Origin of the sequence: Beduini sp. (assembly GCF_047239305.1) — a bacterium.
Lineage (GTDB): Bacteria > Bacillota_I > Bacilli_A > Erysipelotrichales > Coprobacillaceae > Beduini.
Window position 1 is genome coordinate 116,633 of the sequence record NZ_JBKTEM010000003.1, and the last position, 24,007, is coordinate 140,639.

General features: G+C 36.5%; 23 protein-coding genes. 12 read left to right on the forward strand and 11 right to left on the reverse strand.

Going from position 1 to position 24,007, the window contains the following annotated elements; translation table 11 throughout:
- The 3 genes from ACLRVU_RS06835 to ACLRVU_RS06845 all read right to left on the reverse strand — a co-directional run.
- The coding region (locus ACLRVU_RS06835) for an InlB B-repeat-containing protein (protein ID WP_412891282.1) at positions 1 to 1,720 on the reverse strand (1,720 nt) is incomplete at its 3' end.
- An 87-nt stretch (positions 1,721 to 1,807) separates the two neighbouring features.
- On the reverse strand, positions 1,808 to 2,038 hold the full coding sequence (locus ACLRVU_RS06840; protein WP_412891283.1) for a hypothetical protein: 231 nt from the start codon (positions 2,036 to 2,038) through the stop codon (positions 1,808 to 1,810).
- 349 nt (positions 2,039 to 2,387) lie between these two features.
- Positions 2,388 to 2,609 carry a hypothetical protein gene (locus ACLRVU_RS06845; protein WP_412891284.1) on the reverse strand — a complete coding sequence of 74 codons (222 nt, stop codon included), beginning with the start codon at positions 2,607 to 2,609 and terminating at the stop codon, positions 2,388 to 2,390.
- A gap of 125 nt (positions 2,610 to 2,734) precedes the next feature.
- Here ACLRVU_RS06845 and ACLRVU_RS06850 point away from each other — a divergent pair, with 125 nt between their 5' ends.
- On the forward strand, positions 2,735 to 3,628 hold the full coding sequence (locus ACLRVU_RS06850; protein ID WP_412891285.1) for a transcriptional regulator: 894 nt from the start codon (positions 2,735 to 2,737) through the stop codon (positions 3,626 to 3,628).
- A 9-nt stretch (positions 3,629 to 3,637) separates the two neighbouring features.
- Here ACLRVU_RS06850 and ACLRVU_RS06855 read toward each other — a convergent pair whose 3' ends face one another.
- A complete protein-coding gene (locus ACLRVU_RS06855; protein ID WP_412891286.1) occupies positions 3,638 to 4,615 on the reverse strand; it encodes a helix-turn-helix domain-containing protein in 978 nt (325 codons plus the stop codon).
- Between the two features lie 696 nt (positions 4,616 to 5,311).
- On the opposite strand from ACLRVU_RS06855, the gene ACLRVU_RS06860 reads away from it, so the two are divergent.
- The 3 genes from ACLRVU_RS06860 to ACLRVU_RS06870 all read left to right on the forward strand — a co-directional run bounded on the left by ACLRVU_RS06860 (position 5,312) and on the right by ACLRVU_RS06870 (position 8,402).
- Positions 5,312 to 6,187, forward strand: a complete 876-nt coding sequence (locus tag ACLRVU_RS06860) for a LysR family transcriptional regulator (protein ID WP_412891287.1) — start codon at positions 5,312 to 5,314, stop codon at positions 6,185 to 6,187.
- Between the two features lie 215 nt (positions 6,188 to 6,402).
- Entirely contained in the window at positions 6,403 to 7,731 is a 1,329-nt protein-coding gene (locus ACLRVU_RS06865; protein WP_412891288.1) for an MATE family efflux transporter, read from the forward strand.
- A 131-nt stretch (positions 7,732 to 7,862) separates the two neighbouring features.
- Positions 7,863 to 8,402, forward strand: a complete 540-nt coding sequence (locus ACLRVU_RS06870) for a methylated-DNA--[protein]-cysteine S-methyltransferase (RefSeq protein WP_412891289.1) — start codon at positions 7,863 to 7,865, stop codon at positions 8,400 to 8,402.
- A gap of 47 nt (positions 8,403 to 8,449) precedes the next feature.
- Here ACLRVU_RS06870 and ACLRVU_RS06875 read toward each other — a convergent pair whose 3' ends face one another.
- Positions 8,450 to 8,980 carry a cysteine hydrolase family protein gene (locus ACLRVU_RS06875; protein WP_412891290.1) on the reverse strand — a complete coding sequence of 177 codons (531 nt, stop codon included), beginning with the start codon at positions 8,978 to 8,980 and terminating at the stop codon, positions 8,450 to 8,452.
- A complete protein-coding gene (locus ACLRVU_RS06880) occupies positions 8,980 to 9,813 on the reverse strand; it encodes a histidinol-phosphatase HisJ family protein (protein WP_412891500.1) in 834 nt (277 codons plus the stop codon). Before ACLRVU_RS06880 ends, ACLRVU_RS06875 begins: the two co-directional genes overlap by 1 nt.
- A 250-nt stretch (positions 9,814 to 10,063) precedes the next feature.
- Here ACLRVU_RS06880 and ACLRVU_RS06885 point away from each other — a divergent pair, with 250 nt between their 5' ends.
- The 3 genes from ACLRVU_RS06885 (at position 10,064) to ACLRVU_RS06895 (ending at position 14,138) form a co-directional block, all read left to right on the forward strand.
- Positions 10,064 to 10,552, forward strand: coding sequence for a GNAT family N-acetyltransferase (locus tag ACLRVU_RS06885; protein ID WP_412891291.1), 489 nt, complete (start codon positions 10,064 to 10,066; stop codon positions 10,550 to 10,552).
- A 15-nt stretch (positions 10,553 to 10,567) separates the two neighbouring features.
- Complete coding sequence (locus tag ACLRVU_RS06890) at positions 10,568 to 12,049, forward strand: 6-phospho-beta-glucosidase (protein ID WP_412891292.1); 1,482 nt, start codon at positions 10,568 to 10,570, stop codon at positions 12,047 to 12,049.
- A 106-nt stretch (positions 12,050 to 12,155) separates the two neighbouring features.
- The gene (locus tag ACLRVU_RS06895; RefSeq protein ID WP_412891293.1) at positions 12,156 to 14,138 is read left to right on the forward strand and encodes a penicillin-binding transpeptidase domain-containing protein; all 1,983 of its coding nucleotides are present in this window, start codon (positions 12,156 to 12,158) and stop codon (positions 14,136 to 14,138) included.
- A gap of 38 nt (positions 14,139 to 14,176) precedes the next feature.
- On the opposite strand, the gene ACLRVU_RS06900 is transcribed toward ACLRVU_RS06895, so the two are convergent.
- Genes ACLRVU_RS06900 through ACLRVU_RS06910 form a run of 3 tightly spaced genes read right to left on the reverse strand, consistent with a single transcriptional unit; the run spans position 14,177 to position 16,652 of the window.
- The gene (locus tag ACLRVU_RS06900) at positions 14,177 to 14,311 is read right to left on the reverse strand and encodes a hypothetical protein (RefSeq protein WP_412891294.1); all 135 of its coding nucleotides are present in this window, start codon (positions 14,309 to 14,311) and stop codon (positions 14,177 to 14,179) included.
- Positions 14,312 to 14,362: 51 nt separating this feature from the next.
- Entirely contained in the window at positions 14,363 to 15,949 is a 1,587-nt protein-coding gene (locus ACLRVU_RS06905) for a hypothetical protein (protein WP_412891295.1), read from the reverse strand.
- Positions 15,942 to 16,652 (reverse strand): ABC transporter ATP-binding protein, encoded by a 711-nt coding sequence (locus tag ACLRVU_RS06910; protein WP_412891296.1) that lies wholly within the window; start codon positions 16,650 to 16,652, stop codon positions 15,942 to 15,944. Before ACLRVU_RS06910 ends, ACLRVU_RS06905 begins: the two co-directional genes overlap by 8 nt.
- A 134-nt stretch (positions 16,653 to 16,786) precedes the next feature.
- Here ACLRVU_RS06910 and ACLRVU_RS06915 point away from each other — a divergent pair, with 134 nt between their 5' ends.
- Positions 16,787 to 17,659 (forward strand): methionyl aminopeptidase, encoded by an 873-nt coding sequence (locus ACLRVU_RS06915; protein WP_412891297.1) that lies wholly within the window; start codon positions 16,787 to 16,789, stop codon positions 17,657 to 17,659.
- 26 nt (positions 17,660 to 17,685) lie between these two features.
- On the opposite strand, the gene ACLRVU_RS06920 is transcribed toward ACLRVU_RS06915, so the two are convergent.
- Positions 17,686 to 18,099, reverse strand: coding sequence for a peptide deformylase (locus ACLRVU_RS06920; protein WP_412891298.1), 414 nt, complete (start codon positions 18,097 to 18,099; stop codon positions 17,686 to 17,688).
- Between the two features lie 4 nt (positions 18,100 to 18,103).
- Complete coding sequence (locus tag ACLRVU_RS06925) at positions 18,104 to 18,772, reverse strand: uracil-DNA glycosylase (protein WP_412891299.1); 669 nt, start codon at positions 18,770 to 18,772, stop codon at positions 18,104 to 18,106.
- A 180-nt stretch (positions 18,773 to 18,952) separates the two neighbouring features.
- Between ACLRVU_RS06925 and ACLRVU_RS06930 the strand changes: the two genes are divergently transcribed.
- The 4 genes from ACLRVU_RS06930 (at position 18,953) to ACLRVU_RS06945 (ending at position 23,957) form a co-directional block, all read left to right on the forward strand.
- Complete coding sequence (locus ACLRVU_RS06930; RefSeq protein ID WP_412891300.1) at positions 18,953 to 20,602, forward strand: carbon starvation protein A; 1,650 nt, start codon at positions 18,953 to 18,955, stop codon at positions 20,600 to 20,602.
- 206 nt (positions 20,603 to 20,808) lie between these two features.
- Entirely contained in the window at positions 20,809 to 22,239 is a 1,431-nt protein-coding gene (locus ACLRVU_RS06935; RefSeq protein WP_412891301.1) for an MATE family efflux transporter, read from the forward strand.
- 48 nt (positions 22,240 to 22,287) lie between these two features.
- On the forward strand, positions 22,288 to 22,950 hold the full coding sequence (locus ACLRVU_RS06940) for a response regulator transcription factor (RefSeq protein WP_412891302.1): 663 nt from the start codon (positions 22,288 to 22,290) through the stop codon (positions 22,948 to 22,950).
- Positions 22,947 to 23,957 carry a sensor histidine kinase gene (locus ACLRVU_RS06945; RefSeq protein WP_412891303.1) on the forward strand — a complete coding sequence of 337 codons (1,011 nt, stop codon included), beginning with the start codon at positions 22,947 to 22,949 and terminating at the stop codon, positions 23,955 to 23,957. Before ACLRVU_RS06940 ends, ACLRVU_RS06945 begins: the two co-directional genes overlap by 4 nt.
- The last annotated feature ends 50 nt before the right edge of the window (positions 23,958 to 24,007 follow it).

The window sequence follows — 24,007 nt, forward strand, 5'->3', positions numbered from 1 at the left end:
CTTTGATTGGTGGTGTCGGCTGTGAAAGCAAAGTGCCAAAAGGAATGTCAGTTAATGATGTTATAAGTGTACCGCCATTACCGTCGAAGTCAACACTATATGTATTAATCGTCCATTTTGCATAAAGCGTAGTATCTGCAGTTACTTGATCAGCGGCAAAATCCCAAGACCTTGTTAGCTGTTTATCTATGTACCAACCGTTAAATGTATATCCTTCTTTGATTGGTGGTGTCGGCTGTGAAAGCAAAGTGCCAAAAGGAATGTCAGTTAACGATGTTATAAGTGTACCGCCATTGCTGTCAAAGTCAACACTATATGTATTAATTGTCCATTTTGCATAAAGCGTAGTATCTGCAGTTACTTGGTCAGCTGCAAAATCCCAAGGCTTAGTTAATTGCTCATCAATAAACCATCCACCAAACGTATATCCTTCTTTTAGTGGATCAGTGGGTTTACTTGCAAGATGATTATGAGTAATATGTTGGTTATCAATACTACTTCCGCCATTTGTTTCAAACTTTAAGGTGTGCTTTAGAATCGATAATTGTAGTATATTTGAATCTGCTCTGCCATCAAAGTCACCATCAATATAAGTGAATGGCTGTAGATGAATGTTTGATCCGTCATAATCATCCTTAACTTTTACTTTTAATCGCACTGTTACAAAATCTCCGGTATCTAATGGGAGCCAAGTATTGGAAGTTGTGAATAATGCATTGCGTATTGCAATATCTTGACGCCAAGGGGTTCCAGGATTAAAATCTGCTGATGTTGTAGCATCCTGAATATCAGCTAATTCTACGGCATCGTCTAAATCATGCACGCCAAAGTAAATGATATTATTTAAATAAGAACTGTTATTTTCAATAGTGAATAAAATTTCTAATTCATCTCCCGGCAAAATATCCTGTTTTTTAGCTGTATCTATTTGAATATTTGTCGTGTTGAAGCGAGCATATCCCTGAAATTTGTAATTGGTGATGCTCGGATCATAGTAGTTGTTTCCCCCAGGATCCATTGAGAGAATTGTACGTGTATAGGAATCTGTTGGGCGCATTAGTGACTTATCTGCCACTACTTTTGTTTTATACATAATATCGCTTACATCCAGTGCGCCCATCGTTTCGCCACCATCATTAATAGAATAGTTGATCGCTATATTGGAGATATTTTCAATTGTGTATCCATTATTTTCGGCGAATTGTTGCATTTCATTTTTACTGATTGTGATATTTTGATCTGTCTGTTCTGTGAATTGAGTACGCAAATAGACAATATCGATTGGTTTATCAAAGCTAACCCCTGGGTTAGGAATAAAACTAATCGTAATTTTTACATCTGTATCTCTAACATTTCCGCTAGCATCCTTTGCTAATGAGCGAGGAATAATGATGGTTTCAAATTCTTGTGATAAAGAGATCCATTCACGGTTGAAATATCCTGCTTGTCCATAGATATTTACTGTCAGCCATGACAGCTTTTCATACTGGTTTACTGAGGTAACTTTATCGAAAGATAATCCGGAAAAGGTATTAGTTAATATATCTCCTATCTTAACACTCTTTTTATCGATAGTTACGGTTGGATCAGCATAAATAAGATTGAACGTATCTGGTGAATTGTTACGTGCATTTACTGTTTTTAAATGAGGTAAAGCACTAAAAAGCAACATTCCCCAAATAACCACATACAAAACCGTTAATTTAATTTGCTTTTTCATTTGTATTCTCCCTTCTAAATAATTAAAGCTGTTGTGTAAATCTATTTTCTTTTTCAAGAGTATATAGCCAAAATATACAAGGTCTTCCTATAAATGCATAAAGAACTGTTTAGCTTCTTCTTCATCTTTGAATTGATAAGAGATTCTGCTGATATAACGAATCAATTCCTGCCATTCTTTTAAAGGATAGGCATAGCTGTCATAGCCAGCTGCGAGTCTTTGCAGGGATTCTAACAATTTCGGAGTGTGTAAATCAGAAACATATTCACACCCTAAATCATCAGCAATCACTTCAATTAAATGTTTTTTGATAGTCATTGTTTATATTCCCTCCCTAAATCAATATGTATATATAAGTCGTAATGTACACTTTATGAACGACATATTTTTTAGTGTGAGAATCCGTTTTTTCTATGAGAAATACAGTGCTTTATAGCGGTTAATAATCATTTGACTTTTCTTGTCGAATATGATTATATAATAATAGTGTGATCAATCTTTTAAACGGTCAGGTAGTGTACTACCTGATTTTCTTTTTTTGAAATTATTTATAATTGTTTATAAAAATAGATATTATGAATAAAACTAAAAAATGCTTCAGGATATAACTAAACAGAAAAAACAAATAGAGCTAAGGTCTCTATTTGTTTGATAGAAGAATCAAGGATTAATTTTTGGTTCGTTTTTTTATAAGGTATCGGATTTTTTTAACAAGCCTTTGATAATCTAAAATCCATACACCGGGATGAATTTTATTCATTGCGATCGATTGGTCAGACTTAGAATCATTAATTTTTTTGACTATATCCGGTGGTTTTTCTTCTAAGATCAAAAACCCATAGCATAAATTCCATGTCTTCTTTTTGTCTTTAGTAACATGTTGATTCATAATGAATCACTCCTTTCATCTATTATTCTAATGAAACGATGAGTGATACTATAAAAAGTCCGAGAATTCAGACCAATCTTTTATATTTAAGTTATAATAGATATAATGATATAAAGAGGTGGGTTATGGAAAAATATGGATGTACTGTAAGAAAAATACGGCTCAGCAAAGGCTTTAGTCAAAAAGAAATTTATACCGGCATTATAAGCAAATCCTATGCTATTGATTTTGAAAAGGGGCGCTATGATATAAAATTTTCACTAATGCTTCAAATCTTGCGGCGTTTAATGATATCCGTCGATGAACTGCTGCTGATGCATCGTGACTTTCAGGAAGCGACTAGCCACAAAGCATTAGGAGACATTGATGCGCAGAAGTTTCAATCGAATCAAAAATATGCCAAGGGTAGAGTGATGTTTCTGCAAAAATCATGGCAAGAAAAAAAGACATTGATGAGTAAAATCGAGTATGCTCAAATCATTACATTAAATGAATTGTATTTTAATACTGAATATGAACATTCGAAAGATTTTCAATGGGCAAAGCAGGTAATCCAACGTTATCTTTTTGATATTGAAACATGGACTTTTGAAGAATTTCGCCTTTTTTCGAATATGAGTTTTCTTTTTGGAAATTCTAAGATCCGAACAGATCTTTTCTTGCGGGCATGGAAATCTTTGGAAAAATATAAGCATCATCCTGATTTTTCTGTGTATCTCGCGCATTTATTAGCCAATAATCTGTTTCATCTTATCTATACTTCTCAGTTTACTTATGCGAAAAAAGCTCTGGATCGCTTGTCTGAACTAAGTCGGGAAGAAGAGATGCTGACATGGAGTGTTATAATACTGTTTTTAAATGGTTTCTATCTCTATGCGACAGGTAAGATACAGCAGGGAATAAAGGAAATAGAGAAAGCAAAACAGATTTATTCTCTTACTGACCGCATTTTGATGATTCAGCAGATCGATCAAGGGTTGTCGCTGCTGCAAAAAAAGCAGGATCATCCTGCTTCTTGATAAGCTGATTTAATTCTTAGTTCGTTTTCGTACAGGACGAATATACTTAAAGCATTGATTGGGATCATAATATAAATAAGTAATTCTGCCAATAGAAAGATCAAGACAATAGTCTGTACGATCATAATCAAAAGCTGTCATAGCTTTTTCGATCTGTTCTTCTATGCTGTGATTTTCCTGTTCATAATCGAAGGGTCCATGTTCAAAGACAATGTATTTAGCTTCGGGGATATCCACCATCAGCATTTGTGACGGTACTTCTCCTTGATAATCGATCGGTAGGCGTACACCGTAGCATTCTGTGCGTAAGAATCCCCAATCACAGAGTCTGCCTTCGGGATCATTCATATATGCCATGACCTGACCGCCGCCGCTGTTTGTCTCATTTCCACCTTCATCATCTAATTTTCCATTAATACTGTCAAGCAGTCCGCAAATTGTTTCCCTGTCCTGTCCGAGAATTTGATTTTGCTTTTCCCAAAAATCCCAATAACCATTGCTTTCATAGTTTTTAATGTGTAAAAACTTATGTGCTGAAATTGTGATAAAATAAATTTTAATATCCTCTTCAGATTTTACCATGCCAATCTCTCCTAGTCCTAAAAAGTAGAGGTCGAATGAAGTGATTTTCGTACGAAGAACGACGGGGCGGGGATTTTTTTGATAATCGCTTGGGGTCATGCCGTAAGCTTTTTTAAACGCTCTAGTAAAAGCTTCATGTGATGAAAAGTCATAGTTCAAAGCAATTTCTAAAAGTTTTTTTTCTTGATCTCGTACCTCTTTTAAGGCGAAAGCGAGTTTTCTAAGCCGCAGATATTCTCTAAATGGCATACCTGTTATTTCTTTAAATTTCCTTGTGGTGTAGAATTCAGAATAGCCTAATTTTTTAGAGAGTACATGGAGCGTCAGCGCTTCATTGTTATTTTTTTGAATACATATATCTATTTCATCAATAATCCACTGAATTTGTTTTTGCCATTCGTACATATTTTCACCTCGTTTCAACCACCCTACATTTATTATAATCAAGTAGGATCAGCGACACTTGATTTGACTTGCGTTTTATTTTTGTTAGTCAATATGATTTTATCCGAATAAAAATGCAATTGAAAGTCGGATCTATTCAATCGTGATGATACGTTAAGTTTTTCTTGGCTTTAACTTGAGACCCCTTTTGGATTCTCCAAGCTTTTTATATTCGGGTCCTTTTCTTGAATTAATCGTAGTCTTTTGGCGCGAAAATTGAAACCATCATGAGTGTCTGATAAGAAGAACTTTGTTTTATGGTGGACTCTATGGTGGGGGGCTATCATCGACTGCCGGATGTTTATCGATGATCCTTTGCAAAACTGAAAAATTAATCTCTCCGAGTTTTTATTAGTAAGTAAATTTTTAGATACGACAAATATCAAAGACTGTTTTTCTGCCACACTGGAACCGACTTCTAAAATAATGTTTAATCCCTCTTCTTCTATAGCTTTTGGCAGAAATTCACGTATTGTTCTTCTCTCTTTAATGACTGTTAATATTTCATTTTCTAACGTAAAATCATGCTCTTTCGATATTCTAACAGATTTTTCAAGCTTAAACAAAGGCAATTTTTGTAGTTTGCCCAGTATGTAAAGCTGGATATGCAGGGGATATGGTATATAATAAAAGAAAGCAAAAAGGAGGCTTAACACCATGGAGATACGTGAATTAAAATATTTTATTGCGATTGCCAGAGAGGGAAATATAACGAAAGCGGCAGAAGCTTTGTATATTACTCAGCCGACCTTGAGCCGTCAGTTAGGTATTCTTGAAAATGAGTTAGGTGTCCAGCTTTTTGAACGTGGTCATCGAAAGATGATCTTGACAGATAAAGGAAAGCTATTGTATCACTATGCTTTAGAAATCATGGAACTGCATCAAAAAGCGGAACGAGAACTGAAAGAGAAAGAACATATTGCCGGGGAGATCGTGATCGGCTGTGCGATTGCTTCTTCAATTGATTTATTTGCTCAGGTATTGCGTGATTTTAACCTATTGTACCCAGATGTTAAAATTAATCTTATCACAGGATCACGAGATCAGATCATAGAAAAAATGGAAATGGGAACGATCGATTTAGGGTTAGTGATCGGTTATGTAGGTAATGAACGCTATAAAAGTCTGAAACTAAGGGCGGTGGACCGCTTCGGATTGTTAATGAAGAAAGATTCTCCATTAGCGGCTCAATTATTTATTAAACCAAAGGATATTAAAGGAATCCCTTTAACCCTCCCCTTGTCAACGAACCATTTCAGCTTAGTCGATTGGTATGGTGGCGGAGTGGATTCGCTGAACTTGTATGGAACTCACGATATGCTGAATAATGCTGCCAGCTTGGTTAAAGTAGGAATCTGTTATGCATTGACGTTGGAAGCAGCAGCGAAGCAATATCATAATCCACACCTTTGTTTCAGACCTCTCGAACCTGAACTGCGCTGTGAATCTTTTGTCATTTGGAATGATGTACGAAGTTATTCACTGACTGTTTCTACGTTTATCGATTACTTAAATAAAAAGCTTCATGAATAGTGCTTTATGCACTGTTTTTTATTAAGTGGATACTTCTTGTGAGGACATTCTTTTACTTAGTGCTGTAAACAACGAACTCCGGGGATTATAAATCATTCTATTCATCCCTTCTTTACTATAGAGAATTTCTATATAAATATATCTAATATAGGTATTAGACATTTATTAATGAAAGACCTAGAATAGAGTTGTAAAGAGAAATGGAGGATATAAAAATGATGTTTACAAACAAGTCGTTAAAGAAATTGATTTGGCCTTTAATCATTGAACAAGTATTAATCATGGCGGTCGGTGTTGCAGATACAATGATGATCTCTTATGCCGGAGAGGCGGCTATTTCCGGTGTCGGGTTAGTCGATATGGTAAACAATTTAATTATCACGATATTGGCTGCAGTTGCTGCCGGTGGTGCCATTATTGTTTCACAGTATATTGGAAGTAAAGATAATAAAAATGCCAACTATGCTTCTAGTCAGCTATTAACCCTTACTTTTATTATTTCATTGGTTATCATGATCTTATGTTTAATCTTTCATCGGTCTCTGCTTAATATATTCTTTGGTTCAATAGATTCAGAGGTAATGAAAGCGAGTGTCATATATTTCTTAATTTCGGCGTTGTCATTTCCGTTCTTAGGAATCTATAATTCATCTTCCGCCTTATTTAGATCGATTGAAAAGACCAAAGTGACTATGTATGTCTCTTTGTTAATGAATTTAATTAATGTTGCAGGTAACTATATCGGCGTCTTTGTTTTAAATGCTGGTGTAGCGGGGGTTGCAGTTCCTACCTTAATTTCCAGAATCATAGCTGCTGTCATTATGTTTTATTTATCTTTTGATCATAAAAATCAAGTTTACGTTAAAGTGAAAGAAATCTTCGCTTGGAACAGTCAAATGATTAAAAGAATCTTACACATTGCGATTCCTAACGGTATCGAAAATGGGTTATTTACTCTAGGCAGAGTATTAGTGACGAGTATCGTAGCACTTTTTGGAACGAGTCAGATTGCAGCAAACAGTGTGGCAGGCAGTGTCGATCAGATTGCTGTGGTGGTCGTGAATGCCATTAATTTAGGGATCGTGACTGTCGTCGGTCAATGTATCGGTGCCGGGGATTACAAGCAGGCTTCTTATTATATAAAGAAGCTGATGAAGATTTCTTATATCGTCACCGGTATTATCGGTGGATTAGTTATTATTGGCTTGCCATGTATATTAAATCTTTATACTTTATCAAATGAAGCAAGAAATTTAACCTATATCTTGATTATCATGCATAATGTTATGGCTTTTGCCTTACATCCAACCGCATTTGTCTTGCCGAATGGTCTAAGGGCATCCGGGGATGTGAAATATTCCATGTATGTAGGAATTGGTTCGATGATTGTCTTTCGTTTAGGAGCCGCTTATCTATTTGGGATTGTGTTCAATCTTGGAATTATCGGAGTTTGGATTGCCATGGGTACAGATTGGCTGTGTCGATCAGTATTCTTTGTCATACGCTTGATTAACGGAAAATGGAAACAGTTTAAGATTATTTAGTGTAATGAAGTAATAGTTCTTGAAATATCATAAATAAACCTCAAAAACATTTTCTAAATCTCAATATTTAATACAAAAAAGCTCAAAGTATGTTACATTTTAAAGAGAGATTAAAAAAGGAGGGGTGAATCATGCTTTATAAAACAGAATATTCATCTTTAGTCGGAGAAATTCTGCTGGTGGCAGAGGATGAGAATCTAATAGGACTTTGGATTGTCGGTCAGAAATATTTTATGGGAGCCTTGAAAGAGGAACCCATCGAAAAGCCTGATTTTCCCATTTTTATAAAAACAAAACAATGGCTGGATGATTATTTTGCTGGAAAACAACCTGATATGGCATTGCTTTCTTTGAAGCCTAAAGGGTCAGATTTCAGACAGCTAGTATGGAATGTTTTATGTCATATCCCTTATGGTCAGGTAGTCACTTATGGGGATATCGCCAAAGAGGCAGCGCTGCGTCTGAATAAACCGACCATGTCTGCTCAGGCAGTTGGGAATGCCGTTGGACATAACCCTATTTCGATTATCATTCCGTGTCATCGTGTGGTAGGAACAAACGGCAGTCTGACAGGATATGCTGGTGGGATTGATAAGAAAATAAAACTGCTGGAACTTGAAGGAGTGGATACACGAGCTTATTTTGTTCCCAAAACAGGTTCAGCACTATAATAAAAAGAAGACAGCATTCTAATAGAATTTTCTTGTCTTCCTTTTTTTTATAAATACTCGAGTGCTTCTTCAAATGAGCATACTGAAGCATAGCGTTTATCCCATATTTTGGTTTCAAAATAATCAATCAAATCATGAGCCGATAAATAGTCATTATCAAAGGTAGAGGTCATCTGGCGAGGAATATGGATCGAATAGCCAAGTTCAAAAGCTGCTTTGATCGTAGCGTCAATGCAATACTCGGTTTGCAGTCCGACAATAATCAGATCGGTGATGGCTCTGCTTTGCAGATAAACTTGCAAAGAGGTATCTTTAAAAGCGCTGTTGTAATTTTTATCGATGATCTGTTCATCAACTGCGGGTGCAATTTCAGAATATATTTGCCAGCCAAGAGTACCTTTTTCCAGCTTGCTGCCTTTTCCATCATCATGGCGAACATAAATAATGTCTGTAGAATGGCTGCGACCAACCTTTAATAACTGTTGTATTTTATATATCAATTCATCTTTTTGAAAAGGCTGGGCAAGAATTAGATTAGCTTGTACATCGACAATGAGCAAGGCAAAGTTCTTTTTCATTATAGATCGTGGAAGATTGGCTTCATCTTATCGAATGTACAAATGTGTTTAAAGCCGATCTTTTTCAATTCTTCTTGTATTTCTTCAATATGGGCACCTACTTGATCTTCCTTATGTGAATCTGAACCAATCGTTAAAATAGTTCCACCTAGCTCGTGGTACAATTTCAATATATTTTTAGAAGGCATTAAATCTTTTAGTCCATAATAGAAGCTTGAAGTATTGATCTCAATGCCTTTTTTGTCTGCAATCACAATTTTGAGAATCTCAGTAATGATGTCTTTTGTTTTTTCAAAAGGATATTCTCCTACCAAGTCATAGCGCTTTAATAAATCTAAATGACCTAAGACACTGTAATCTTTGTATACCTTAATGACATTTAAGATTTCTTCATAATAGCGTTCATTATAGACTTGTTGGGATCTTCCTTTTTGAAAATCCTGAGTCCAGAACTCTTTATCTTCTACCTGATGGCAAGATAAGATAATAAAATCAAAGTCATAGCGATCAAATAATGTTTGAAAGGCAGGAATTGTATGGGTTTGAATCCCAAATTCCATTCCTTGCTTAATGGTGATCCGATCTTTATATTTAACTTGTAGCTGGCGTATTTCTTCAAAGTAACGAGCATAGTCGACATTAGCCACCCTGTTTTTTCTTTCTTCTTCGTTTAAACGCATGTAATCTTCATGTTCCAACTTTATTCCATAATCGACATGATCGGTAAAGCAAATCTCATTTAAACCAAGGTCAATGGCTTTTTTTACAGCTGCTTCCATCTCATATTGGGAATCATCACTGTAATAAGTATGCATATGGTAATCTGCTATCATCATCTTTTCCTCCTGTTATGAAGATATTATAACTTAAATGAAAGGAAATAGAAGTTATTTTCGATACTGGTAAATAAAATTATGACAAATTGTTTATTTACTAAGCTAATTTCAATGTCTGAAAATTTTCTGAACGAGAAAATGAAAGCGGTATAATGATAATTAGAGGTTAGGTACTAGTGAGCATTTTTATAGAAAAAAGAGTGAAGTTATTTAACCTGATAAAAATGAAAAGCGAGGAGAAAGTAAAATGACTGATGTTGCATTTGAAACATTTAGTGAAGAAGATATTCCGGAAATGACAGAAATCATGACACGTTCTTTCAATTGTGACAGTATGATGCACCTTGGAAAAAATGGCGGACCTACCGGATATGATAACGGTGAGTTTCTAAGAACTTGGGGATTGGATCCTCGTTCTACTCAATATAAAATAGTAAGGAACAATCAAACGATTGGCGGCATTATCTTATGGATCAATGACAAGACGAATATCAATACTTTAGGATTGATATTCTTAGATCCGAATCTGCAAGATGGCGGACTGGGATTAGAGGTGTGGAACAAGGTAGAAAGCATGTATCCTAATACCGTGAAGTGGTGTACGGAAACACCGATTTATTCTCGTCGTAATCATCATTTTTATATTAATAAATGTGGATTTCATCTGATTAAGATAAAAGATCCCAAAGACTATGAAAATGGCAGTTATATATTTGAAAAGGAAATGAATAAATAAAAGGAGGAATTTAAAATGGGATTTCCAAAAGGATTTTTATGGGGTGGCGCTACTGCAGCCAACCAATTTGAAGGTGGGTATCAAGAAGGTGGAAAAGGACTGACAACAGATGATGTGGTAACAAGCGGAACACATACAAGCCCTCGATTAATCACCTATACGCTACCTGACGGAACAAAAAAAGCGACACCGATGTTTGGGATGGGAGAAGTGCCTGAAGGGGCAAAATTTGAATGCCATGATGGATATTTATATCCTAATCATGATGGAATTGATTTCTATCATCACTATAAAGAAGATATCGCATTATTTGCGGAAATGGGCTTTAAATGTTTCAGAATGTCAATTGCTTGGGCAAGAATTTTCCCTAATGGAGACGACATGGAACCAAATGAAGCCGGATTAAAATTCTATGATGATGTTTTTGATGAATGTTTAAAATATGGAATTGAACCGGTTGTGACGATTTCACATTATGAAACACCTTTAGCTTTATCAAATAAATGGAATGCTTGGGCGGACCGCAGAACAGTGGCATGCTTTGAACGTTATTGTGAAACTATCTTTAACCGCTATAAAAATAAAGTAAAATACTGGATGACATTTAATGAAATTAACTGTCTTGGATTTGGTGGATGGATGGCTGCCGGAGTAGCTTCTAACGATCCGCAAATCATAGCTCAAGCAGCTCATCATCAATTAGTAGCCAGCGCTAAAGCTGTGATCATGGGACATGAGATCAATCCTGACTTTATGATCGGATGTATGCTGGGATATGGACCGACTTATCCTTATACTTGTAATCCTGATGATGTTTTAGAAACATGGAAAAAATTCAACGGCGTTTATTTCTATGGGGATGTTCAATGTCGTGGATACTATCCTTCATATAAACTAAAAGAATATGAACGTTTAGGAGTTCAGTTAAAGATGGAGCCGGAAGATGAGGAACTATTGAAAAAGGGAACCGTGGATTATATTGCTTTCTCTTATTATATGTCAAGTGTAGCTTCAGCTGATCCAAAGATGAAAGAAGAAGCAGAAGGAAACATGATTACCGGAATTAAAAATCCTTACTTACAGGCAAGTGACTGGGGATGGCAGATTGATCCGGTAGGACTTCGTTTGGCTTTGGACTACTTATATGATCGTTATCAATTACCATTGATGATCGTAGAAAACGGCTTAGGGGCACATGATAAGAAAGAAGAAGATGGCACTATCATTGATGATTATCGTATCCAGTATTTAGCTGACCATATTGCAGAAATGAAGAAAGCTATTGATGAGGATGGTGTAGATTTAATTGGCTACACACCATGGGGATGTATCGATTTAGTTTCTGCTTCAACAGGTGAAATGGCAAAACGTTACGGATTTATTTATGTCAATAAATTTGATGATGGTACCGGGGATTATTCAAGAGAAAAGAAAAAATCATTTGACTGGTATAAAAAGGTCATTGCAACAAACGGCGAAGATTTAAGCAATAATTAATAGATTGAACCATTGATTATCAATGGTTCTTTTTGTTTAAATCCCTTATATTCTCCATAGCGTTCACTTTATCTAAATGTTACAATAAAGAAAAGGAGGGAGAAGTTTGGATAAAAAGAAATTAACAATGATTGGCGGCGGTGTTGCTGTTGTCATTCTTTTGGCTGCCGGATATTTTCTGTTTTTTAATAAGCCGGATCCTAAAAAGATTGTCTTATCTTATGTAGAAGCTTTAAATAATGGAGAATATGAAAAAATGTATTCGATGATTACGAAGGAATCTAAGGAAGCCATCGATGAAGAAGCATTTATTAAGCGTAATCAGAATATTTATGAAGGTATTGGTGCGACGAATATTGTTATTACGATTGATGAGATCGCAAAAGGGGAAAAAGGAAAAACGGTCACTTATCAAACAACGATGCAAAGTGATGCCGGAGAGATTCAGTTTAATAATACGATGGATCTAATATCAGAGGGCGGTACTTATAAAATCGATTGGTGGTCAAAATTAATTTTTCCGGATCTAACTGTTAATGATAAGATCAATGTTGAAAATACAGAAGCAAGGCGTGGAAGTATTTATGATCGCAATCATAATGCTTTGGCTACTCAGGGAGAAGCAGATGAGATTGGCTTGGTACCGGGGAAATTAAAAGATAAGGAAGAATCAATTAAAAAGCTGTCTGAATTGCTGAATATCAGTGAAGAAACGATTAATACCGCATTGAATGCTTCATGGGTACAGGATGATTACTTTGTACCAATCAAAACTATGGTGATGGATGAAGCGTTAGAAAGTCAAGTGTTAGAGATCAGTGGTGTGCAGATCAATACCACAACGATTCGTACATATCCATATAAAAATGCGGCGGGGATTTTGACCGGTTATGTTCAAAGCATTACGGCAGAAGAGTTAAAAGAGAATAAAGGAAAAGGCTATACAGCCAACAGTGTCATCGGCAAGACCGGATTAGAGTATATTTATGAAGATGAACTGCGTGGAAGCAATGGCTGTGTTATTTCCATTATTGATCAAGATGGAAATACAAAATCAACAATTAAATCAAAAAAAGTAGAAGACGGAAAAGATGTGACACTAACGATCGATGCCGAACTCCAAAATACGATTTATCAGCAGTTTGACAAAGATTCGGGGACAGCTAGTGCTATTCATCCGTATACCGGAGAGGTTATGGCATTAGTCAGTGCGCCTTCTTATGATCCTAACGATTTCATTGCCGGGCTTACCAATACACAATGGGATGCATTGAACAATGACAGTCAAAAGCCATTGATCAATCGTTTTACCAGTACGTATGTTCCGGGGTCAACGTTTAAATCAGTGACCGCTTTATTAGGCTTAGAAAAGAAAACGATGACTGAAAGTGAGAACTTAGGAAGAGAAGATGGCTTAAAATGGCAGAAAGACAGCAGCTGGGGAGATTATTTTGTCACTACTGTTACGGATTACGGAGATGAAGTAAACTTAAAGAATGCCCTGATCTATTCAGATAACACTTATTTTGCTAAAGTGGCATGCCGATTAGGAACAGGGGCATATACCGGTGGATTAGATTCTTTAGGATTTAATGAAACCTTTAATGCCGGATTTAATTTTACGGCATCAACTTATGGAAGCAATATGAAAGATGAAATCACGTTGGCTAACAGTGGTTATGGACAGGGCGATGTCTTAATTTCACCGCTCCATCTTGCAAGTATTTATTCTGCTTTTCTAAATGGCGGAAATATGATGAAACCTTATTTAGAAAGCAATTCAACTCAAAGTGTATGGAAAGAGAATGTGGTTTCTAAAGAAAATGCTGAAATAATTAAGGAGGACTTGATTGCTTCTGTTGAAACTAAGGGAGTATCTGGCAGTGATGCTTATATCGAAGGTTTGAAGATTGGCGGAAAAACCGGGACAGCAGAAGTGGGAGACAATGAATTAGGCTGGTTTATTGGCTTTAATGACAATGGAGATCAATCACTTGTGATTGCTTTAATGTGCGAAAACGCAAAAGAACAAGGCGGTAGTTTGTTAGCAGTGCATAAAGTAAAAGCAATATTTGAAACAATAAAATAAAAACATCGGGAAAATTCCCGATGTTTTTTGGTAAAGGTCTATGCTTCTGCGGCAGAATCATTACGATACTTGTCACTGTGATCGACCAAGTCATCCTTATAATCTTTAAATGAAGATTGTTCATTTTGAGTTTGAGGCTGACTTTGTTGGTTCTTCTTGTGTTTTTTACTCATATCCATTCTCCTTTACTCTTTTAATATGAGTGAAAGTGACAGAGTTATACGTTATAACTGATTGAAAATTTTTGTTCCGGCTGTTTTTAAATAGAAGTAAGAAGCAAGGACTAACACCATCATTACTCCTAAAAATCCGTACAATACCATCATGTTTCCGGTGCGAATAAATAAATAGCCGGGAATAATGATCGTTGCCAGTCCGGCAAAGATGGAAATGAAGCTGGAAACACTCTGTTTAACGATCTGCACTTCATTTACCCAGTCGAATACAGGGAAATTAAGATTGATAATCAACCCGAACATTGAGAAGAATAGTATGCAGATAATCGCTAAAACTGCAGTGAAAAGAATTTGGAATATAGGTAATCGGAAGAAGAGACCTAAAACACCAACATTAACTAAGCATAAAGGAATTGTCACGATCATGTTGACACCCATTTTTGCTTTAAAGATTGTCATTGCATCAATGGGTAATGATTTGATAATCCATAACTGATCCCCTTCAATTGAGATACTGGCGGCAGTAGTTGATCCAAGACCAATCGTTGCACAGATAAATAGTGGCAGAATGCCGCTGAGCATTTCATTGATTCCGGGGATTGATAGCATTTGTTCAAGACCGTCAACCCCTTTAATTGCCAAGAATACAACACCTACCGTCTGCAAGACGATTCCCATAGCTGTATTTGTTACATAGATGGTAGAAGAAAAGTAACGTTTAACTTCTTTTTTAAACAATGTCATAAAGACTGAAGATGATTTTGTTTTTTCTAACTGGTAATGAGATACGGTGTTATGTTTTTTTACTAAACTGTTCAATGTCTGATATTGTGCAGAGACGAACCAGATAAAGACTGTAAATACCACAACATTAATAGCAATAAATAAAGCTGTCATTGCCCAGTTATTGTGTGCCAGTGCCTGAATAAACATACCGGTCAGAGGATAAATATGATTCAGCATATTGGTAATCATGGTTCCAATATCAATTAATTGTTCTTCTGTTTGCACAGAAAATGAGAAATACATAATTCCTAAAACTAAGACAAAAGTTAGGAAAATAGAAATTAAGTTTTTACTTCTGAAAAAACTGGATACATATTGAATGACGATCCCGATAATGCAGCCGATCACTAATGGGATTAGTGGAATCAGGAATGCAAATAGGAAATAAAGAATATAAAAAGTAAATGGAACAGAGATAAACTGAATATAAACAACTAAAGCCGGAATCATAACGAGTAAAGTCACAATAAGGTTTGTTGCATAAAGCATGGTCCACTTGCTGATCATAATGGTTTTATTTGAAATGGGCAAAGCACTCAAAAGATCGTAGTCTTTACAGTTGATGATCATTCCGACAACTTTATAGATCGAAGTAAACGTGATGATTAAAGAAGCGATTGCCATCATCGCCCCTAGCAGTAAATCCAGTGTGCCGGTCTGAAAAAGAATCGGTGCCATCGCATAGAAATACATATAGGCATATATACAAATGACAGCTGCGGCAATGAAAAGAGTAAAAGCAAAGCCCAATAATTTAAGTTTATTCTTTGTGTTTTTTACATGTAGCAAAGCATTTAAGTTAAAGAGATGAAGGAGATTGACTTTAAGCAATAATCCTAAGCTATTCATGATCCGTCAGCTCCATAAACACATTTTCCAAACTGCTGTTCCCTTTGACTTCTTCCATATCTCCGCAGGCAAGCAGTTCACCACCTTTAATGATTGCTACTTTGTTACATAATTTTTCAGCGACTTCCAATACATGAGTAGAGAAGAAAATCGCAGTTCCTTCTAAACACAGTTCATGCATAATATTTTTAAGGGTTAAGCTTGCTTTAGGATCCAGTCCGACGAATGGCTCATCAAGAATCAATAATTTGGGCTGATGCACTAAAGCAGAGATGATCGCTAATTTCTGTTTCATCCCATGAGAATAAGAAGAGATTAAATCTCCGAGATTCTGCTTGATTTCAAACTGAGTAGAATATTTATCAATCAATTGAAATCTTTTTTCACTGTTCACCTGATAGATATCAGCAATGAAATTTAAATATTGGATACCTGTTAAATGCTCGTACAGATCTGGGTTATCCGGAATATAAGCCATCATTTTCTTGCATTCAATTGGCTGAGACTGGATGGATTTTCCGTTAATCAGGATTTCTCCTTCATCAAAATTGTTGATTCCGGTAACTGCCTTGATCGTAGTGGTTTTACCGGCTCCGTTGTGACCGATAAAACCATAAATATCTCCGCTTTCTACAGTAAGATTTAGATGGTTAACCGCAACCTTGTTTCCGTACTTCTTTGTTAAGTTTTTAATTTGTAACATAAATGTACCCCCTTTAGATATTTAGATGATTGTCTAAATGTCTAAATACATAGTAGAATATTAAAATTAATATGTCAAGATATTTGGATTAGAATTGTGAACATGATATACTAATATAAGAAAGAAGGATGGAAATGAAATTATCTCGCAATGACGCATGCTGGTGCGGCAGCAATAAAAAATATAAGAAATGTCATTTAGAATTTGACACTAAGCTAGAACAATTAAGAAAGCAGGGATATAAGATTCCTACTAAGAAAATGATAAAAAATGAAGAACAAATCGAAGGAATCCGTCAAGCGGCAATCGTGAATAATGGATTGCTGGATCATATTGAAGCGCATATTAAAGCAGGGATGACAACAGAAGATATCGATCAGATGACAAATGCGTATCTTGCAAAGCATCATGCCCGTTCAGCGGACTTAAACTATCAAGGATATCCTAAAAGTATCTGCACTTCCGTTAATGATGAGGTGTGTCATGGTATTCCATCAAAAGATGTGGTTTTAAAAGACGGAGATATTATCAATGTCGATGCGACAACGGATTTAAATGGATATTTTGCTGATGCCTCAAGAATGTTCATGATTGGCGATGTCAGCAAAGAAGCGAGGAAACTTGTGGAAATCACACGCCTATGCCTATATAAAGGAATAGAAAGTGTAAAGCCATGGGAAAGCTGTGTAGGTGATATTGGTGTGGCAATTCAGGAGTTTGCGGAAGCTAACGGATATAGTGTCGTGCGTGAATTCTGTGGTCATGGGGTTGGACTGTCAATGCATGAAGATCCTTATGTATTCCACTTTAAACCGAATGAACCGACAGAAGTATTAGTGCCGGGAATGGTCTTTACCATTGAACCGATGATTAATGCGGGGAAAAAAGACATTCATTTAAAAGAAGGCAATGACTGGACAGCTTATACAGATGATGGCTCTTTGTCTGCACAATGGGAACATACACTGCTGGTTACAGATGAGGGTGTAGAAATTATTTCAAAGTAAAAAAATCGGGCTAACCCGATCTTTTTTTATATAAGGATACCGTTGCAGTGATCCATCTCATGTTGGATAATCTGAGCAGTATAATCCCTAAACGTCTTAATTTTCTTTTTAAAGTCGTAATCTAAATAAGCCACTTTAATTTTAGGATAGCGCAAGGCTTCTTTGGTTCCTTGATGAGAAAGACAGCCTTCTTGTACAGTATATGGCGTTCCCGTTGTTTTTATGATCTGCGGATTATACATGATAATAGGAGAACCTTGATCAGTAATAACAATAATATTTTTAAGTTCACCGATCATATTGGCAGCCATGCCGACACAATGCTCATGGTGAGCATTCAAAGTATCTAAGAGATCCTGAGCAATGTTTTTATCCTCATAGGCAGCATCAATAGATTTTTGGCTTAGCAGTATTTGATCTTTTACTATTTCTCGAATCATACATCTACCTTCTTTCCAAGTTTTTAATCTGCCAGTCGATCGGTTCAATCTGATGCTGAACTAAAAAAGTATTGGCTTTAGAAAAAGGCTTGGAACCAAAGAAACCGTAATCTGCTGAATAAGGAGAAGGGTGTGAGCTTTTAATGATTAAATGCTTAGAGGTATCAATATACTGAATCTTTTCCTGAGCATTCTTTCCCCATAAGATAAAGACTAACGGTTTTTCACGCTGATTTAAATAGCGAATAATATTCAGAGTCAATTGTTCCCAACCTAAACCACGGTGAGAATTGGCTTGATGGGCACGTACGGTTAAGACATTATTCAAAAGCAGAACCCCCTGTTTTGCCCATGATGTCAAATCACCATGATTAGGGATATAACAGCCCAGATCATCGTGACATTCCTTATAGATATTAACTAAACTAGGCGGAACGGTAATATTGGGATGAACCGAAAAAGCCAATCCGTTTGCCTGTCCCGGTTCATGATAAGGATCCTGACCGACAATGACCACTTTAACATTATCAAATGAAGTGAGATTCAGACTTCTAAAAATATCTTGCTTAGGAGGATAAACCGTTTGCGTTGCATATTCCTGATCAATTTTCTTTTTGAGTTCCTGATAATAGTTTTTTTGTTTTTCATGTTCGATTATTTCTCTAAATGTCATGGTATTCCCCCTTATATTTCCTTTTTATTATAACATAATCCAAAGTTTCTTAAAATGTTTTGTGTTTGTTAGCGTTTACTTTTAAAATAATCTTATTTTTTATTAAAAGACGATTGACGAATCATATTTTTAGGTTTATTCTAATAAATGTTCATATATAATATGAGGGGAGAGAAAAATATGAATGGTTTGATCATACTTGCGATCGCCATCATCGTTCTAGGGGGAGCCTATCTGTTGTATGGGAGATACTTGGAAAAAACTTGGGGGATCGATGCAGAGGCACAGACACCTGCCTTTAAAAAAGAAGATGGAGAAGATTATGTACCTACACCTAAATTAGTGGTATTTGCACATCAGTTTTCTTCTATCGCCGGTGCAGGACCAGTTACCGGACCGGTCATTGCTTTAATGTTCGGCTGGCTGCCGGCATTGTTATGGATATTAGTTGGGGGAATTTTTTTTGGTGCTGTCCATGATTTTGGCGCTTTGTATGCGTCAGTCAAAAATGAGGGGAAATCAATGGGGCTGATTATTGAAAAATACATTGGCAAAACGGGAAAGAAAATGTTCCTGGTATTTTGCTGGTTATTTACCTTGATCGTTATCGCTGCTTTTACCGATATCGTAGCCGGAACATTTGACGGTATCGATGCAACGGGGGTAATCAATACGGTCAATGGGACTACTGCTTCAATTTCGATGTTATTTATTGTTGTCGCTATCGTGTTTGGATTATTTATTAAATATAAAAAACCTTCACAGATTACGGAATTTATTATTGGCGTTATCTTATTAATCGCTATGATTGCTTTGGGGATTTTATTTCCAATGTGTGTAGATCGCAGCTTCTGGATCTTTATTATCATCGGTTATTTATTCCTAGCTTCTATTTTACCAATGTGGCTGTTGATGCAGCCACGTGACTATCTGACAACCTTCTTATTAGTGGGAATGATCTTAGGTGCTGTCATTGGTGTTTTTGCGGCAAATCCATCGATGGACTTACCGGCTTTTACCGGATTTGTTGTTGATGGGAAATTCTTATTTCCAACATTGTTCGTTACAATTGCCTGCGGAGCTGTTTCGGGATTCCATTCATTGGTATCCAGCGGTACTTCTTCTAAGCAGATCAGTAATGAAAAAGATATGAAGATGGTTGGCTTTGGAGCGATGCTTTTAGAAGCCTTGTTGGCGGTTTTAGCGCTAGTAGTGGTATCTTCTTTGGCAAGCGGGGGAGCTTTGCCAAAAGGAACACCATTTCAATTATTCTCTACAGGAGTTTCCGGCTTCTTAGGGAAGCTGGGAGTACCTAGTCATATTGCTACCTGCCTGATGGCGATGTCGGTATCGGCTTTAGCCTTAACTTCTTTGGATTCTGTGGCACGTATCGGGCGTATGTCTTTACAGGATCTGTGTGATAACGGCGGTAATGAAAAAGGCTTAGCAAAGATTTTTAAGAATAAATATGCAGCCACAATCATTACATTAGTGATTGGATACTTACTGGCTTTAGGTGGTTATAATAATATTTGGCCATTGTTTGGTGCCAGCAATCAGCTGTTATCTGCATTGGTCTTAATTTCATTGTCCGTATTCTTAAAAACAACTGGACGAAAAGGCTTTATGCTGTGGATTCCAATGTGTTTGATGTTGGTGGTAACCTTTACTTCCTTAGGACAGTCTATTTATGGCATTGTGATGGCATGGCTGACTACTGGGAGCATCGATTTGATGACACAGGGCTTACAGCTGGTCTTTGCCGTATTGCTTGTGATATTGGGGGCAATCGTTGCCTTTTCTAATTTCATAAAGCTAAAAGAGGCTTAATTGGAACTTTATTTTAAGTTCCTTTTTTATCTTAAATAATCGTGTGGGAAGTAGAATATCGCTAATTTTTACATTGATTGGCATACTAAAAGAAAGGGAAATAAAATCATCTGAAAATCAACCCTTTTTCATTATTATAAAATTATGTAGAAAAATGAAGATGAGAGTGATATAATCGCTTTTTGTGTGATAAGGAGGAATATGAGATGAGTTCAAAAAATGATTTGGCAACGGGAAAGATCGGGAAACTGCTTTTTAGTTTAGCCGTTCCTTCCATCATTGCTCAATTAGTGAATGTTTTATATAATATCGTCGATCGTATTTTCATTGGAAAAATGGCGGACAGTACGATTGCGATGGCAGGATTAAGCACAGCTTTGCCATTAGTGACATTAATCATGGCGTTTACACAGCTAGTCGGAGTCGGTGGAGCACCGTTATGTGCCATTAAACTTGGAGAAAAGAATCAAGATGGTGCCGAAGAGATTATGACAAACAGCTTTTCGGCATTGATTATTTCCGGAGTATTGATTACGATTACTATTTTATTGTTTCAGACACCGCTGCTGACGATGTTTGGAGCCAGTGTACAAACACTGAAGCCGGCATCAGAATATATTACAATATATGCCTTAGGAACAGTATTTGTTCAAATCGCCTTTGGAATGAATGCCTATATCAATACACAGGGATTCGCAAAAATCGGAATGTCTACAGTATTGATCGGGGCTATTATTAATATTATCTTGGATCCTGTTTTTATCTTTGGTTTTGGCATGGGGGTTAAAGGGGCAGCTTTAGCGACGATTATCTCCCAAGGCGTATCCGCTTTATGGGTGCTTCAATTCCTATTTTCAAAAAACAGTACAATCAAGATTCGTAAACAGTATATTATACCTAAGCTGAAGGTTTTAATACCGATTGTGTCTTTAGGTGTTTCACCTTTCGTTATGGCATCAACAGAAAGTTTGCTGCAGATTTCTTTTATTAATCAGCTATCCGTTTACGGAGGGACTTTGGCGGTAGCCAGTATGGCAATCCTGAATAGTATTTGGCAGTTTATTTCAATGCCAATGATGGGCTTATGTCAAGGGGCACAGCCGATCATGAGCTATAACTATGGTGCTAAAAATTATGAACGTGTCCGTCAGACCTTCAAACTTACTTTTAAATGCTGTCTAGGACTGTCTTTTACATTTGGTGGATTATTTATTATTTTTGCGGCACCGTTAGTCTCTGTCTTTACTAGTGATCCGACAACGATCCGTTTTGCCAGCTGGGCACTGCGCATCTATGTCTGCGGCGGAATGGTGATGGGAGCACAGAATGCCTGCCAGCAATCCTTTATGGCATTAGGACAGGCTAAAATATCATTACTGATGGCATTGACCAGAAAAGTCTTTTTGTTGATTCCATTGATCTATGTACTGCCGATCATCATGGGAAACAGTACTATTGCGTTGAATTTAGCACACCCTGTCGCAGACTTAGTACAGCATGCCGGAAAGGTATTTGCCATCTATTTTGCAGAACCGGTATCCGATACATTAGCTTCACTTATTACGACACTGATGTTTGTTCGTTTCTATCGCAAACATTTATCTGTTAAAGCTTTGGAACATGAAACTGAACAATAACGTTCAGTTTTTTTATTTTTATGGTAGACTAATAAAGAGGTGGAACGTATGAAAAAAATATTAATCGTAGAAGATGATGACAAATTAGCAAACGAACTGAAAATATTTTTAGATCGGCAGGGTTATCAGGCGGAATATCTGAATGATTTGAGTGATCCTTTGCAAAGTATATTGAACAGTCACAGTGATTTGGTGCTGCTGGATATCAACCTGCCTCATCATGACGGGCAGTTTCTTTGCAAGGAGGTTCGCAAGACATCGGATCTGCCTATTATCATTATTACCAGTAAAAATAATGAGCTGGATGAATTAATCAGCATGAATTACGGAGCTGATGATTTTGTGACGAAACCTTTTAATACGCAGATCCTGTTAGCACGTATTCAAGCGGTCTTAAAACGCAGTCAGCCTGCGGTGAATCAGCTGAATTACCGGGATTTCACATTAGATTTGAGCCGTTATACGATAGAAAGAGAGCATCAGGAACTTGAGCTTACCAAGAATGAATTTAAAATTTTATACTGCTTGCTGAACAATCAGGGAACAATCGTATCTCGAGAAGAGATCATGTCTTATCTTTGGGACAGTGAGCTGTTTGTAGATGACAATACATTGACTGTGAATATTAATCGACTACGCCGTAAATTAGAGGATATCGGCTTAAAGGACATCATCACGACAAGACGTGGATATGGGTATATTTTAGAATGAAATGGCGCACCTATCTTTACGAACACAGTCTCCATTTAATCATCATGGTCTTTATCATCTTTACCATTGAAATCTTTTTAATGATAGCCAATGTCCGTTTATTTCTCCATCTTTATTTAGGTATTTCTTTGATGGGAGGCTATCTAATCTGTCTGTATTTAGATTATAAGAAACAGGAACGCTATTTTCATCTCCTGTTTAAACATCTTGAACAGCTCGATCAAAAATATCTGCTGCCCGAAGTGCTGGAAAAAGGAACGGATCAGCTTCAGCGCTTGTATAAAGATGTGCTGTATACGATGGAAAGTTCGATGATTGCGAAAGTGAACCGCTATCAAAATATAAGCAAGGAGTATAAAGAATATATTGAATTATGGATTCATGAAGTTAAAACTCCTATTGCGACAAGTAAGATGATTATTGAAAATAATCCATCGCCGGTTACCCGCAATATTAATGAAGAATTGCATAAAGTCGAAAACTATGTGGAACAGGCTTTGTTTTATGCCCGTAGTTCGGATGTTGAAAAGGATTTTACGATCAAGGAAATGAATCTTAAAAATGCAGTGAACAATGTCATTAAACGAAACAAAATAGATTTTATTAACCGCAATATCAAGATTGAATTAAAACATTTAGATCAAGTTGTCTACAGTGATCCTAAATGGGTGGAATTTATCATGCATCAGATTATCGGAAATGCGATTAAATATGCAGATAAACCAGAGGCAACAGTATCGATTGATACGGTGATGTATGCCAATCAAATACGCTTGATGATTAAAGATAATGGATGCGGAATATTGCCGCAGGATTTAAACCGTGTCTTTGAAAAAGGATTCACCGGCAGCAATCAGCGAGATAATAAAAAAGCGACCGGTCTGGGGCTGTATCTTTCTAAGAAGCTCTGTCTTCGTATTGGGCTCGATCTGCAGATCGAATCGATTAAAGATAAATATACGATGCTGACGATTATATTCCCGGTCGGCAATATGACAAAAATGTAAGATAACTGTAAGCCTAATCGATGGCTCCTATACAGTAAGATGGGTAGAAT

Coding starts and splice junctions, on each gene's coding strand:
- ACLRVU_RS06900 (WP_412891294.1), bottom strand. CDS start 14,311: ATGAGTAAAAAACACAAGAAGAACCAACAAAGTCAGCCTCAAACTCAA.
- ACLRVU_RS06855 (WP_412891286.1), bottom strand. CDS start 4,615: ATGTACGAATGGCAAAAACAAATTCAGTGGATTATTGATGAAATAGAT.
- ACLRVU_RS06840 (WP_412891283.1), bottom strand. CDS start 2,038: ATGACTATCAAAAAACATTTAATTGAAGTGATTGCTGATGATTTAGGG.
- ACLRVU_RS06915 (WP_412891297.1), top strand. CDS start 16,787: ATGAAATTATCTCGCAATGACGCATGCTGGTGCGGCAGCAATAAAAAA.
- ACLRVU_RS06845 (WP_412891284.1), bottom strand. CDS start 2,609: ATGAATCAACATGTTACTAAAGACAAAAAGAAGACATGGAATTTATGC.
- ACLRVU_RS06870 (WP_412891289.1), top strand. CDS start 7,863: ATGCTTTATAAAACAGAATATTCATCTTTAGTCGGAGAAATTCTGCTG.
- ACLRVU_RS06925 (WP_412891299.1), bottom strand. CDS start 18,772: ATGACATTTAGAGAAATAATCGAACATGAAAAACAAAAAAACTATTAT.
- ACLRVU_RS06910 (WP_412891296.1), bottom strand. CDS start 16,652: ATGTTACAAATTAAAAACTTAACAAAGAAGTACGGAAACAAGGTTGCG.
- ACLRVU_RS06865 (WP_412891288.1), top strand. CDS start 6,403: ATGATGTTTACAAACAAGTCGTTAAAGAAATTGATTTGGCCTTTAATC.
- ACLRVU_RS06890 (WP_412891292.1), top strand. CDS start 10,568: ATGGGATTTCCAAAAGGATTTTTATGGGGTGGCGCTACTGCAGCCAAC.
- ACLRVU_RS06885 (WP_412891291.1), top strand. CDS start 10,064: ATGACTGATGTTGCATTTGAAACATTTAGTGAAGAAGATATTCCGGAA.
- ACLRVU_RS06930 (WP_412891300.1), top strand. CDS start 18,953: ATGAATGGTTTGATCATACTTGCGATCGCCATCATCGTTCTAGGGGGA.
- ACLRVU_RS06945 (WP_412891303.1), top strand. CDS start 22,947: ATGAAATGGCGCACCTATCTTTACGAACACAGTCTCCATTTAATCATC.
- ACLRVU_RS06905 (WP_412891295.1), bottom strand. CDS start 15,949: ATGAATAGCTTAGGATTATTGCTTAAAGTCAATCTCCTTCATCTCTTT.
- ACLRVU_RS06940 (WP_412891302.1), top strand. CDS start 22,288: ATGAAAAAAATATTAATCGTAGAAGATGATGACAAATTAGCAAACGAA.
- ACLRVU_RS06850 (WP_412891285.1), top strand. CDS start 2,735: ATGGAAAAATATGGATGTACTGTAAGAAAAATACGGCTCAGCAAAGGC.
- ACLRVU_RS06880 (WP_412891500.1), bottom strand. CDS start 9,813: ATGATAGCAGATTACCATATGCATACTTATTACAGTGATGATTCCCAA.
- ACLRVU_RS06935 (WP_412891301.1), top strand. CDS start 20,809: ATGAGTTCAAAAAATGATTTGGCAACGGGAAAGATCGGGAAACTGCTT.
- ACLRVU_RS06920 (WP_412891298.1), bottom strand. CDS start 18,099: ATGATTCGAGAAATAGTAAAAGATCAAATACTGCTAAGCCAAAAATCT.
- ACLRVU_RS06875 (WP_412891290.1), bottom strand. CDS start 8,980: ATGAAAAAGAACTTTGCCTTGCTCATTGTCGATGTACAAGCTAATCTA.
- ACLRVU_RS06860 (WP_412891287.1), top strand. CDS start 5,312: ATGGAGATACGTGAATTAAAATATTTTATTGCGATTGCCAGAGAGGGA.